Source organism: Wandonia haliotis, assembly GCF_039523435.1.
Classification (GTDB): domain Bacteria; phylum Bacteroidota; class Bacteroidia; order Flavobacteriales_D; family Crocinitomicaceae; genus Wandonia; species Wandonia haliotis.
In genome coordinates, this window is sequence record NZ_BAAAFH010000007.1 from 84,238 (window position 1) to 98,246 (window position 14,009).

Here is a 14,009-nt window from a genome sequence, read left to right on the forward strand (position 1 = left end):
GTGAAAAATTACAACCATATTGTCTTAGTTCGTCCCGCTAATTTCGGATATAATTTCGAAACCGCACAATCGAACCGGTTTCAAAAGCAGGTAGATGAAACGGATTTACACGAAAAAGCAATCCGGGAGTTTGACAATATGGTTACTTTGCTACAGGATAACCAATTATCTGTCAAAGTATTTCAAGACTCAGAGACACCTTCAAAACCGGATTGTATTTTTCCCAATAACTGGATCAGCTTCCATCCGCATCATGGTGTTGTACTCTACCCTATGGAAGCTGAAAATCGTCGTCTTGAGCGAAGAACAGACATTATTGATCACCTTCAGGCCTTGAGCGGAAATCAGCAACTCACCGATCTGACTAGTTATGAAACAGAAGGTCAATATCTGGAAGGAACCGGTTCTGTTATCTTTGATCCGGTTAATGAAAATGCTTATGCCTGTATTTCCAGTCGAACAGATGCAAGACTTTTTTCTATGCTCGCTAAAGAATTACATAAAACTCCCATTAGTTTCGAAGCGTTTGATCTAAATGGTTATCCTATCTACCATACAAATGTTATGTTATCTATCGGAGAAAACAGTGTGATCATTTGCAGTGAATCCATTACAGATCCGGTTGAACGTATTATGGTAACCGAGCGGTTAAAAGCTTCCGGCAGAGTAGTTATTGATGTTAATTTTCGTCAGATGAACCAGTTTTGTTGCAATGTACTTGAAGTTGACAATCAGGATGGAGAACCCTTTTTGATTATGTCCTCCTCTGCTTACAACGGTTTTACAGAAGAGCAACTGGATCAAATCAAACAACGGGTTGGTATAATTGTGGTTGACATAACTACTATAGAAAATGTAGGCGGAGGAAGCGCCCGCTGTATGCAACTGGGCGTTAAAATCTGATATACTTTTTCACCAAATCCAGATCACTTTCCAGAAGCGAATAGACTTCCAGACTTATAAACTCCCCGTTTTTCCGTTCATAATCCCTGAGTTTTCCTTCATGTCTGAAATTCAGTTTATCCATAGCTCTCCGGCATGCAATATTCGGTGTCTCTACAAATCCTTCAATCCGGTGTAAATGCATTCTGGTAAAACCATATTCAACCAACGCGCCCATACCTTCCGTCATGAAGCCTTTACTCCAATATTCCGGTAAAAGCCAATAGCCTACTTCAGCTTTTCTATGCCCTTCAGAATACTCATAAAATCCTCCAACTCCCATAAACTCTCCGGTATTCCGATCACAGATCGCCCAGAAAATCCCTGATCTATCCTCAAGTGTTTTCCGGTAAAATTCCATCTGCTCGGTAGTTGCTTCAAGCGTAGTATAACTTACTCCATAAAAACGGATTACTTCGGGGTGAGAAAGTCCTTTATGAACATAGATAATATCTTCTTCTACTATTCTCCGAAGCCACAATCGTTCTGTCCGTATTTCAGGAAACCTTTCCATTCTTTATTTTAAAAATTTACGAACCAGTTTCAGTTTATTACCATAAGGCGGATAACGAAGCGGAATATCCAGCCAGGTAATTTTTTTAAGGACACTTCTCTGGTGTGAAAAACAGTCAAAACTAAATTTCCCGTGGTAATTCCCCATACCGGAATTCCCTACTCCTCCAAAAGGCAACCGATTATTTGCTACCTGCATCACCGTTTCATTAATTCCCATCGACCCCGAAGATGTATACTTAAGAATCTGTCTATGCTCTTTATTGTCCTCTGAAAATAGATACAAAGCCAGAGGTTTTGGGCGGGAGTTAATAAAAACGATCACTTCTTCCAGATCATTGTAAGTTACAATCGGCAGTACCGGACCAAAAATTTCGTCCTGCATTACCGGAACATTCATGTCCTTCACGTCAAGCAACGCAGGAGCGATAAACCGTTCCTCCTCCATAACTTTACCACCATACAATACATCCGAGTTTTCAATATATTCTTTAATCCGCTGCGTATGCCGTTCATTTACAATACGTGGGAAATCAGGGCTTTTTTCGGCTGTTTTGCCATAAAAATGCTCAATCCAGTAAATCAAACGGTCTACGAATTTCTCTTTTACCTTTTCCTGAACCAATACATAATCAGGAGCAATACAGGTCTGTCCTGCATTCAACATTTTCCCCCAAATAATACGTTTAGCCGCTACATCTATTTTAGCTGTTTCCGTAACTACCGAAGGGCTTTTCCCTCCTAATTCCAATGTAACAGGAGTAAGCATACCCGCAGCCGCTTCGGCTACAATCTGCCCTACTCTGGGACTCCCTGTAAAGAATATTTTGTCCCACTTTAACTTTAGTAAAGCAGCTGAAGTATCTGCATCACCATTAACAACTACAATGTACTTTTCATCAAATACAGAGGCAATCATTTCTTCCAGTACTGCTGCTGTTGAAGGCGTAAACTCCGAGGGCTTTATTACAGCTGTGTTTCCTGCCGAAACAGCACCGATCAGAGGCATCATAACCAACTGAAACGGATAGTTCCATGGAGCTATAATTAGCGTATTTCCAAATGGTTCGGGAACAATCCTGCTCGATGACCAAAAATTAACTACCTGATTCGTAGAAACTTTTTCTCCCCTGCTCCATTTCCCCACATTCCTGATATGAAAACGCAACTCTTCGTACACTAATCCAATTTCAGCAGCATACGATTCAAAATCTGATTTTCCGAGATCTTTTCGTAATCCTTCGATTATACGGGATTCATATTTTTGAACCGCTCCCTGTAATTTTTTCAAGGCATTTTTCCGAAAGTCAACTTCCTGTGTTGTTCCTGAATAGAAAAAATCAGATTGTTGTTTTTTAAGTGCGGTAAAATCCAGTTGTGCCATCGTTTTTTTCTTTTTCCGAATATATTACTCCTCTATACAATATACAATTATTCTGGCAGTAAAAAAAGGAGAAATCACACGAAAGAAATATCTTTTCGAAAAAGAATCCTATAAACTTCAAAAGATCAGGATAATTTGTTTACACCCGGAAACGGCTTTCCTTTTTTCATTAGTATTGCAACATGTTTACCTGGATATCTGCACTTTTTCTGATACTTGCCCTAATAGCGGAAATATTAGGAACTATAGGAGGTTTTGGTTCTTCTGTTTTTTTTGTTCCCTTTGCCGGATTCTTTTTTGATTTTCACAATGTTTTGGGTCTTACCGCACTGTTTCACCTCTCAAGTAATATCAGTAAAATTGCTTTATTCAGAAAAGGTCTCGACAAACGTCTTTTACTTAACATCGGAATCCCCTCAGTAATTTTTGTGATCATTGGTGGATTACTCAGTAACTTCTTTAACGCGACTTTTTTAACGATTGCTTTGGGCTTATTCCTGGTCGCTTTCGGAGCATTGTTTTTACTTCGTCCGAAGCTGGTTATTCCTCCTAAAAAATACCCCAGTATTGCCGGAGGAGCTATTTCAGGTTTCTCAGCAGGACTTTTGGGAACAGGCGGAGCGATCAGGGGACTTACCATGGCTGCATTTAATCTCGAAAAGAGTGCATTTATAGCTACATCAGCAGCCATAGATCTAGCTATTGATTTTACCCGCTCTATTGTGTATGTATCGAGTGGATATGTAAATAAAAGCCATCTGATCTATATTCCTTTTTTAATTATTATCGGGTTAGGCGGAACGTACATCGGGAAACGAATACTTGTTCATATCTCACAAGAAAACTTCAAACGATTCTCACTCATACTTATCGTCATCATTGGAATTATAAGTATTTTGGGAATCATTTTCAACTGGAAAATCGATATGTAATCATGAAACAGGAAGACCTTATTTTTTTCAAAAACAAATTAAATGACCGCTGCAAAACGGACATAGATACACTTGAAAATTACGGACATGACGAAACCGAAAATCTTGTTTTTCTCCCTTCCGTTGTGCTCATTCCCGAATCAACAGAAGAAGTATCGGAAATACTCCGTTACTGCAATACTCATCTGATTCCGGTAACTCCCTGTGGAGCCAGAACGGGACTCAGCGGTGGTGCACTTCCTGTAAAAGGTGGTGTTTTACTATCGATGGAACGTTTTTCAAAGATTATATCCATTGATGAAAATAATCTCCAGGTCACAACTGAACCGGGAGTTATCACTGAAGTATTGCAAAATGCCGTAGCTGAAAAAGGGCTGTTCTACCCTCCTGATCCGGCAAGTAAAGGTTCTTGTTTCATTGGCGGAAATATCTCCGAAAACAGTGGAGGTCCCAAAGCTGTGAAATATGGTGTAACTGCCGATTATGTACTTAATCTCGAAGTTGTATTACCTTCCGGAGAGGTTATCTGGACAGGCGCTAATGTTCTGAAAAATGCTACCGGATATAATCTCACTCAGTTAATTGTCGGAAGCGAAGGTACATTAGGTATTGTTACGAAAATTGTACTTCGATTACTCCCCAAGCCTACAAAGGATTTGTTAATGCTGGTTCCGTTTTTCAGTGCTGAAAAAGCCTGTGCTGCCGTACCTGAGATTTTTAAAGCCGGAGTAATCCCATCCGCTATGGAATTCATGGAACGGGATGCTATTGACTGGACGCTTAAATTTGTCGATGATCTGTCCATTTCTATACAGCCGGAACATCAGGCACACCTTTTAATTGAAGTGGATGGTTGGGACGAGTCAGTATTACTAAATGATTGTGAACGAATTGCAGAAGTCGTTGCAGACTTCGATTGTGATGAAATTCTCTTTGCCGAAACACAGGCTCAAAAAGAGGGCCTATGGAAACTCAGAAGAAAAGTTGGAGAAGCAGTAAAATCACACTCCGTTTACAAAGAAGAAGATACAGTAGTACCCCGGTATGAATTGCCTCGTTTATTAAAAGGAGTCAAAGAAATCGGTAATACCTATGGTTTCAAATCGGTTTGTTACGGTCACGCCGGGGATGGTAATTTACATGTAAACATTATCAAGGGAGATCTGGACGAACGAACCTGGAAAGAGGAATTACCTGTGGCTATTCGTGAAATTTTTGAACTTACTGTGCAACTTGGCGGGACAATTTCCGGAGAACATGGAATTGGATGGGTTCAGAAAGAATATATGGACATTGCATTCGGAAAAACGGAGCTTCAACTGATGCACAGTATCAAACAACTCTTTGACCCGAATACGATTCTGAATCCCGGTAAAATTTTCCCTGATTCAACTGAAAATCACTAAGAAATAATTACTAAAAAAAGGCGTTTATTTTTTGTTTCAGACAATCTGTAAGTTAGATTATTCACCCTTCAAAAAACACAAAACAACTAGTTAACAAGCAGATAGCACACCTGTTAATTCTATCCGGATTTGTGAAAAAAATTTTTTGTTGTGATTTTTATCACAGTTAACTATCTTTAGAAAATACAAACCCATTGAACAAAAACTATAGGAATTGGTTTTCATCAGGAAGACTTCTTCGTGGTATAACTATGTCCTTTATTATAGATAGATCTCTAATATGAGTAAAACAAAAGATAGTAACTCAACTGATTTTTTACAAAAGCCAGTTTTATTTCAGCCCTCCGAATTATCAACGGTTATTCAATCACTTTCTTCCATTTGTGACACTTCCTTGTCTTTCATAATTTCTCTCTCAGAGGGAAAAAAAGATGTACTCACGATGAACGGGTCGAAAGGAATTTCAACGGATACATCCTTTCTCAATCACCCTCTCTTTACTATTGAAGAAATTACCATAGAATTAGAACAAAACGGCAGTCTTTTGTCCACTGTTCCCTTAACCATAGATAATATTCTGGTTTCTTTTTTTGCCGGAATTCCTTTGTTTAATTCGGATATGCAAATCCAGGCTATTCTTTGTACCGTAGATAAAAATATGCGGGAATTAAATGAATCTCAACTTCAATTGATGAAAACACTGAAAGAGCAAGCCGAATCGATTATGCAACTGAATGCAGATTTGAAGAAAAAGGAAGAGACTATTGAAAAACTAAGTCATACAATAGCTATTCTTAACGAATCACAACAATTAAACCAGATTGGTAGCTGGACACTTGATATTGATTCGGGCAAAACAGAATGGACAGAAGAAGTCTACCGGATTCACGAAGTTCCCTTGGATTTTGATCATAATAAAGTAAATGGGATTGAATTTTATCACCCCGATGACAGAGAAACCATCACAGAAGCAATTATGCATTCTATACAAACAGGAGAACCTTTTGATGTCACCTGTCGTTTCATTACCGCCAAAGGCTTTCTGAAATGGGTACGATCTACCGGAAGAAAAGTAGTTGAAGAGAACGGCAAAGTTTTTTTACGCGGTTCTTTTCAAGACATTACGGAAATCAAGCAAAATGAGTTAAAATACAAAGGAATCTTCAACTCCTCCTTCTCATTCATGGGATTCCTGAACCCCAAAGGAATTCTTCTCGACGTAAATCATACCGCCCTCGTGATGGCCGATTTAAAACGAGAAGATGTTGTCGGGAAATACTTCTGGGAGTGTTACTGGTGGCAAATTTCAGAAGACTTACAAATAAATCTTAAAAAGAATATTGACCGGGTTGTTAAAGAAAAAAAGGAAGTAGTTGAAGAAGTTAAAGTGTGGATAGCGAACAAACAGCCCATCACGATATTATTTAGTCTCCGTCCTATTCTTGATACGAACAACAATGTTGTATATATCATACCCGAGGGACGTCCCATCCAGGAGATTGTAGACGTTAGAAACCGAAACCAATCTATCATCGAAGGAACCCATGCCGGTACATGGGAGTGGAATGTCCAGACGGGAGAAACCGTCATGGACGAACGTTGGGCAGAAATAGTAGGTTACACACTGGAAGAACTGGAACCCATCAGTATCCGGACCTGGCAGAAGCTTGTACACCCGGAAGACCGGGAAAAATCAACACGACAACTTCAGAATTGTTTCGACAATAAGGTGAAATTCTATGAGATTGAAGTTCGTATGAAACACAAGGATGGTCATTGGGTTTGGGTACATGACCGGGGAAAAGTTTTTAGTTGGACATTAGATGGAAAGCCTCTTATGATGTATGGAACCCATCAGGATATTACCACTCGAAAAAATATTGAAGAAGAACTTCGAATCAGTGAAGAAGCCTTCAGAGGTAATTTTGAAAATGCTGCTATAGGAATGGCGCTTCTTAATGAACAGGGACAGTGGTTAAAAGTCAATAAACGGGTTTCTGAGATTGTCGGGTATTCAGAAGAGGAGCTAATGAACCTTACTTTTCAGGATATTACACATCCTGAGGACCTCGAAACCGACCTGACTCTTTTACAGGAATTGGTTGCGGGAGAGAGGGCTCATTACCAAATGGAAAAACGCTATTTCCATAAGAAAGGCCATATTGTCAATATTATATTAGCTGTTTCCAAGGTTACCAACACAAAAGGAGATGTCCTTTATTTTATCTCCCAGATTATTGACATCAGTGAATTGAAACAGGCTGAGTATAATCTTTCCAAAGCTCTTGCAAAGAACAAAGCTATTCTGGATGCCAGTACGCAGGTTGCAATTATCAGTACTGATGTCGAGGGTACAATAGAAGAGTTTAATGATGGGGCGGTCAATATGCTTGGCTATGCGTCTAACGAAGTAGTTGGTAAACATACTCCCCGTATTTTTCTTTCCGGAAAGGAACAGGATTCTGACTCGGACTCTTCCGAAAAAGAAGAAACCTGTCTCATTGAACAACACCTTGAGCGTGTCGCCAAAGGACAGTCGGATAAATTCGAATCCTATTTCAAACGTAAAGACGGAAGAGTTTTCCCTGTACTACTATCGATGACAGGAATTCGACAAGGGTATAAACAAACCGGATTCCTCTGGGTAGCGGTTGATATCAGTCAATTGAAATCTGCTCAGAAAAAACTGGAACATAAAAATGAGGAGTTAGAACAATTTGCCTACGTAGCCGCACATGACCTTCAGGAACCCTTGCGGGTGATTTCCGGTTACCTATCCCTACTTCAGAAAAAATACTCTCTGGAACTGGATGAGAAAGCGAACCAATATATTGATATTACAATAGATGGTGCCACGCGCATGAAAACACTTATTAATGATATTCTCGATTATTCTAAAGCTGATATCACAGAGTACATTGATCTCGATCTAAACCTGCTGGTTAAAAAAATTGTTTCCATCTATGGTAATAGTGTAAAAAACAATAAGATGTCTGTAACGGTAGAAGATCTTCCTGTTATCTCGGGTGATGAAACTTCAATGAGCCAACTTTTCACAAATCTCATTGGAAACGGGTTGAAGTATCAAACTGAGAAAGCTATTCCCGAAATAAAAATTAATGCAGAAGAAAAAGAAAACATGTGGGAATTCAGGGTCGCTGATAACGGGATCGGGATTGACCCCAAGCACTACAAAAGAGTATTCGAAATTTTCAAGCGACTGCATTCTAAATCAGAATATCCGGGTACGGGAATTGGATTAGCAACCTGTAAAAAAATTGTCACCAGTTATGGAGGAAAAATATGGATAGAACCTAATACTCCGCACGGAACCGTATTCGTCTTTACTCTTCCTAAAAAATAATTACATAACTTTATATAAAAACACACTATGAAAAAACTGGATATCCTACTTGTCGAAGACAGTGAGCATGATATCATGTTCATTGAAGAGGCGCTTCACGATGCCGAGGTGATTAATCATCTCGTCTCAGTAAGGAACGGTGAGGAAGCTCTTAATTTTTTACATAAAAAACCGCCTTATACAGAAGCCAAACTTCCGGACCTCATATTACTTGACATCAATATGCCTGTAATGGATGGGTTTGAAACATTGGAAAGAATTAAATCGGACTACGAAACGAAACATATTCCAGTCATTATGCTGACAACTTCATCCCGAAAAGAAGATATTATTAAAGCCTATAAGGAACTTTCCAGTTCCTATATTATAAAACCCTACGATATTTTTGAACTGGAAAAAGTAGCCAGTGAGATTAAAGAATACTGGTTAAAAACTGTACGGTTACCGAATCAGGATACCTAAGTCAGCTCTACAGGGCTAAACCGTTTACCAGCTTTTACTTTTACCCTCGTCTGAAAATAGAATCGTGTCCGGACTGGAGATAATCTCCTTCCCGCTATGTTTATGGTGTATTCTATAACTCAGAAAATTAATTCTAAACTGTAATTTGTACCCAGAGTTTATTATTTTCACGTTTTCTACCCAATTCGGAAATTAATATTAGTTGCTAATGGTTCGTTATATCCTTATTTTATTTCTAGCATTAGGTGTCCGGGACATTTCCGCTCATCAATTTCATGTTGCACTGGCTAAAACAGTCTACAATGAAAAAGACAAAGCAATGGAAGTCACTCTAGAAGCCGAAGCGCACGATATCGAACATTGGCTGGAAGATAAAGGAATCAAAGCGGGACATCTTGAAATGATAGAACGCAATTCTGACCTCTGGAAAAAAATGTCGAAAGAAATTCTCGCAAATTTCGGCGCAACGACAGATAAACAAAAACTTGTGTTTTATGTCGTTGGTATTGAAGTGGTCCGGGACGGGAGAGTATTTATCTATGTCTACGCCGAACGTGTAGAACCTTTCAATGAAATTACATGGACCTTCAGTTTACTTATGGATCACGATGATTCTCAGCAAAACAAACTGGAAATGAAGTGGAAAAGTAAAAAGTATTATGCTGTTTTTCTCCATACTAAACGAACGGCAACTATAAAAATCAAAGACAAATGAAGCTAGTTTACACCTTGTTATTTCTCTCTTGTTCCGGTCTTTTTTGGGCACAGGAATGGGATGATAAATTCAAACAAATAGATAACCTGCTACCTACCCCCAATGTATATCGAACCGCATCCGGAGCTCCCGGACACCAATATTACCAGCAAAAAGCGGATTATAAAATCAAACTGGAACTGGATGATGAACAACAAATTATCCGGGGAGAAGAAGTAATTACGTATACCAATAATTCTCCTGATCCACTGGAATACTTATGGTTGCAATTGGATCAAAATGTCCGGGCACAACATTCACACTCGAAACTGATTAGTGTCGATAATATGGCGAGTTTTAAGGGAATCAATAACCTTGAACGAAAAATGTTTGAATTTGACGGCGGGTTCAAAATTGAATGGATTAAGTCCATGAACAATGAGGATCTGAATTATGCGATTAACCAGACGATGTTGCGAATTGATCCCAAAACACCTCTTAAACCGGGAGGAACGCTTACATTCAAAGTAAAATGGTGGTACAACATCAATGACCGGATGAAGGTAGGTGGTCGCTCCGGATACGAATATTTTGAGGAGGAAGACAATTACCTGTATACCATTGCCCAGTTTTTTCCCAGAATGTGTGTCTATGATGATGTGAACGGCTGGCAAAATAAACAATTCCTCGGGAGAGGTGAGTTTACCTTACCATTTGGTGATTACGAAGTAGAAATTACAGTTCCTGCAGACCATGTTGTTGCGGCCACAGGAGAACTTCAAAATGCAAGTTCTGTTCTGACATCCCAACAAAGAGAACGTCTAAAAAAGGCCGCAGAAGCTTACGACAAGCCTGTCTTTATAATAACCGATAAGGAAGCTGAAGAAAATGAAAAAGGAAAAGCTTCCGGAAAAAAGAAATGGATTTTTAAAGCACAGAATGTACGGGATTTTGCCTTTGCTTCTTCCAGAAAATTCATCTGGGATGCAATGACTGTCAAACAGGAGAATAAAAATGTACTTGCCATGTCCTTTTATCCCAAGGAAGGGAACCCGCTTTGGGAGAAATATTCAACACGTATTGTTGCCCATACACTAAATGTATATTCCAACTATACATTTGATTACCCCTATCCGGTAGCAATTTCTGTACATTCCCGTCACATCGGAATGGAATACCCTATGATCTGTTTCAACGGTGGTCGTCCGGAACCGGACGGAACATATTCCGAACGTGTCAAATATGGAATGCTGACAGTTATTATTCACGAAGTTGGTCACAACTACTTTCCTATGATTGTTAATTCGGACGAGCGTCAATGGACCTGGATGGATGAAGGACTCAACACCTTTTTGCAATACCTCACCGAACAGGAATGGGAAAGAGGCTATCCTTCCAGAAGAGGACCTGCCCATAAAATTACAGACTATATGGCCGGAGATAAGTCGACGCTCTCCCCTATTATGACCAATAGTGAATCTATTTGGCAGTTTGGGAATAATGCTTACGGAAAACCCGCTACTGCTTTAAATATCCTTCGCGAAACCATTATGGGACGTGAGCTATTCGATTACGCATTTAAAACGTATGCCCGTCGCTGGATGTTTAAACACCCTACTCCGGCAGATTTTTTCAGAACAATGGAAGATGCGTCAGCGGTCGATCTGGACTGGTTTTGGAGAGGATGGTTCTTTACTACCGATCATGTAGATATTGGTATTTCCAATGTGAAATGGTATACCCTTAATACGGAAAATCCCGAAGTAGAATCCGAATGGAGACGAACGCATGATCAGCAACAGGATGTTCACGTAGGTGATATTCGTAACCAAAGTGATATTGAAGAAACACAAACTGAAAAGTATCCTGAGCTGAATGATTTTTACAATTTAAAAGATCCGTATGCTATCTCACCTCTGGATACAGAAGAGTACAACGAACTTCTCAGCCAGCTCACTCCCGAACAGGAAAAACTGCTCAATAGCAATCTTAACTTTTATGAGCTGGAGTTTGAGAATATCGGAGGATTGGTTATGCCATTAATCCTTCAGCTGAATTATACCGACGGAACCAGTGAAGTGCGTTATATTCCTGCCGAAATCTGGCGATTTAAATCCGACGTGATTACAAAAGTATTCATCATTGAAAAAGAAGTAAAACACTTCCGACTGGATCCTTTCCTTGAAACAGCAGACACTGAATTAAGTAATAATTCATGGCCACGGGAAGTACGTCAATCCCGTTTCCAGTTGTTCCGGGAAAAACAATTGCAAGAAAATGAAATGCAACGAGATAAAAGAGCCAAAGAGATGAAATAAAGTAAAAAGCGGGGTGAATTTCTTCACCCCGCTTTTTAGTATCATTTTATGGTTCACTTAATGACTCAATTCACCCTGAACATAATCTTCAAGATAAGCGAAAGCCGGCATTAGTTTACCATCCAGTGTTGTCTCTGTTGCTCTTTCGATAATACGATCCGGATCACTTTCTCCCAACAATGCAGGAAATACATTGTCAAGCATAGCCTCTCCAAAAAATTCGGAAGCATCACGTGGCAATTCGCAAGGCAAATTATCAATTGCCATTACAGCTATCACGCCTTCTTTTGTATAATCATCTTCCGATTCCGAGACAGGATTATATCCATAGATCGGATCTGCAACCGTCGATGGACGAAGTGTACATCCTACCGGACCGTCAATATCTGCTGAAATATCTGCGACAACAGACAGGCGATTCTCCGGATTTTTGAAATCTTCACGGGTGGCGATAAAAGGAGCTTTTTCTGACCAGTAATGGCAGGACGCATACACATTTGCTGTTTTCATATACCTTGGAAAGGTAGATATAAACCCGGAAGGATCATCATAAAACTGTTGACGGGTAAATGTTTTTCCATCTTCCCTGTCATAATAATCTTCAACATTCAACTGCGCAAATACAGGTTCATCGAATGATTTTTCCAGAAATTCAACCGGTGACACTTCCTGAATCGGCAATAGTTGCAATACTTCACGAGCCCCCTGTCCTACTCTTCCGAAACCAGTCAAGACCATTTTAAAGTTAGCGGGTAACACCACATGTTCCAGCTCTTTTTCCATCTCAGCACGATCGAAACAAGCGTGTGCAGGCTTCAGATCAAATGCACCTGTTTTCAATCCATAAGTTCTGAATGCATTATAACAACCGACAATTCCCGCGTATCTCCCAAATCCGATTATACGTTGATTATTTTTATCTTTCAATACTTCATAATCAATCAATCGGATCTTTTTGTCAAGAATCGTCCGCAACAAGTTCCGGTTATAGGGTTGTTTTTTAAATGTATGTGAAAAAAACATATACGTCTTACCGGGAATTAATTGTTCAACCGGGACCTCTTTTACTCCTATCAAAAGCGAGCATTCAGAAATATCCGATGAAACAGTTATTCCTTCGTTACGGTATTCATCATCACTGTAGGCTCTAATTTCACTAGGTTCAATTATAATTTCAACGTTTGGGAAGCGCTTTTTAACCTCAACACATTGTTTGGGTGTCAAAGGAACCCTACGATCCGGGGGAACTTTTCCCTCTCTGATAACTCCTATATGAATTGTAGCCATTTTTGTTTGAATTTAGAGCAAAAATAGTGAAGTTTTCCTCATTAGGGAGAACCGTTTATGTAATATTTTCAACCGGTTAATGTTTAGTTAATTTTGGTTCTTTCCGGTTCAAATTTCGTATCTTTGTTAAAAGTTCTTTGAGGGGCCGACTTGGATTTGACTGCGGATGCGGTGAAATAGTGTCAGCATGCCGAGCATTGGGTTGTGGCTCGTTAATATCATGGCTCAAACTATAATTGACAATACGTCATACGCTCTCGCTGCTTAATAACGGAATGTTATTACGCTTAATCCACTCTGAAGCATAGTAAGAGGGACGAGTTGTCTCACCAGGTCCATCGCCTTATTGGATAGGAATCTGAGACATCATTAAAATAAGGCTGGTACGGTCATTACTTCGTTGATCGTATGAGAGTATAGAAGATAAGCTGGAGGACAGGGTGTTTGTGTCCGGTTTCCAGTCGAAAAACAATCACAAAATAAGCATGTAGAAAGCTGTGGCACTCTTCGTTGGGACGAGGGTTCGAACCCCTCCGGCTCCACTAAAACGGACAACCTCAAAAAATGAAAGGTTGTCCGTTTTTATTTTCTCACCTTGCCTCGTACGGAAATTAAATATAGACATGAGACTTCAAAAAAGTTATCTGACTTGCTTACTTCCACATAGAAATAACGCCAAAATATTCTGTTTGTTACTCAACGATACA

10 protein-coding genes and 1 other RNA gene are annotated in these 14,009 nt (G+C 39.5%); 8 read left to right on the top strand and 3 right to left on the bottom strand.

Going from position 1 to position 14,009, the window contains the following annotated elements; all coding sequences use genetic code 11:
* Window positions 1-903: a citrulline utilization hydrolase CtlX gene (gene ctlX / locus ABDZ97_RS06570; protein ID WP_343785795.1), complete on the top strand. Its 903-nt coding sequence runs from the start codon at window positions 1-3 to the stop codon at window positions 901-903.
* Here the strand turns inward: ctlX and ABDZ97_RS06575 are convergent.
* Window positions 893-1,456 (bottom strand): GNAT family N-acetyltransferase, encoded by a 564-nt coding sequence (locus ABDZ97_RS06575; RefSeq protein ID WP_343785796.1) that lies wholly within the window; start codon window positions 1,454-1,456, stop codon window positions 893-895. The genes ctlX and ABDZ97_RS06575 overlap by 11 nt on opposite strands.
* A 3-nt stretch (window positions 1,457-1,459) precedes the next feature.
* Window positions 1,460-2,839: an aldehyde dehydrogenase gene (locus tag ABDZ97_RS06580; RefSeq protein ID WP_343785797.1), complete on the bottom strand. Its 1,380-nt coding sequence runs from the start codon at window positions 2,837-2,839 to the stop codon at window positions 1,460-1,462.
* A gap of 182 nt (window positions 2,840-3,021) precedes the next feature.
* On the opposite strand from ABDZ97_RS06580, the gene ABDZ97_RS06585 reads away from it, so the two are divergent.
* The 6 genes from ABDZ97_RS06585 (at window position 3,022) to ABDZ97_RS06610 (ending at window position 12,015) form a co-directional block, all read left to right on the top strand.
* Complete coding sequence (locus ABDZ97_RS06585; RefSeq protein ID WP_343785798.1) at window positions 3,022-3,771, top strand: sulfite exporter TauE/SafE family protein; 750 nt, start codon at window positions 3,022-3,024, stop codon at window positions 3,769-3,771.
* A gap of 2 nt (window positions 3,772-3,773) precedes the next feature.
* A complete protein-coding gene (locus tag ABDZ97_RS06590) occupies window positions 3,774-5,177 on the top strand; it encodes an FAD-binding oxidoreductase (protein WP_343785799.1) in 1,404 nt (467 codons plus the stop codon).
* 280 nt (window positions 5,178-5,457) lie between these two features.
* Window positions 5,458-8,541 (top strand): PAS domain S-box protein, encoded by a 3,084-nt coding sequence (locus ABDZ97_RS06595; RefSeq protein WP_343785800.1) that lies wholly within the window; start codon window positions 5,458-5,460, stop codon window positions 8,539-8,541.
* Between the two features lie 27 nt (window positions 8,542-8,568).
* Entirely contained in the window at window positions 8,569-9,003 is a 435-nt protein-coding gene (locus ABDZ97_RS06600; protein WP_343785801.1) for a response regulator, read from the top strand.
* Window positions 9,004-9,211: 208 nt separating this feature from the next.
* Complete coding sequence (locus ABDZ97_RS06605; RefSeq protein WP_343785802.1) at window positions 9,212-9,718, top strand: DUF6702 family protein; 507 nt, start codon at window positions 9,212-9,214, stop codon at window positions 9,716-9,718.
* Window positions 9,715-12,015: a M1 family metallopeptidase gene (locus tag ABDZ97_RS06610; RefSeq protein WP_343785803.1), complete on the top strand. Its 2,301-nt coding sequence runs from the start codon at window positions 9,715-9,717 to the stop codon at window positions 12,013-12,015. Before ABDZ97_RS06605 ends, ABDZ97_RS06610 begins: the two co-directional genes overlap by 4 nt.
* Before the next feature lie 57 nt (window positions 12,016-12,072).
* On the opposite strand, the gene ABDZ97_RS06615 is transcribed toward ABDZ97_RS06610, so the two are convergent.
* Window positions 12,073-13,302 (bottom strand): NAD(P)-dependent oxidoreductase, encoded by a 1,230-nt coding sequence (locus tag ABDZ97_RS06615; RefSeq protein ID WP_343785804.1) that lies wholly within the window; start codon window positions 13,300-13,302, stop codon window positions 12,073-12,075.
* 141 nt (window positions 13,303-13,443) lie between these two features.
* Here ABDZ97_RS06615 and ssrA point away from each other — a divergent pair.
* Window positions 13,444-13,847, top strand: a transfer-messenger RNA (tmRNA) gene (gene ssrA / locus ABDZ97_RS06620).
* Window positions 13,848-14,009 lie beyond the last annotated feature (162 nt).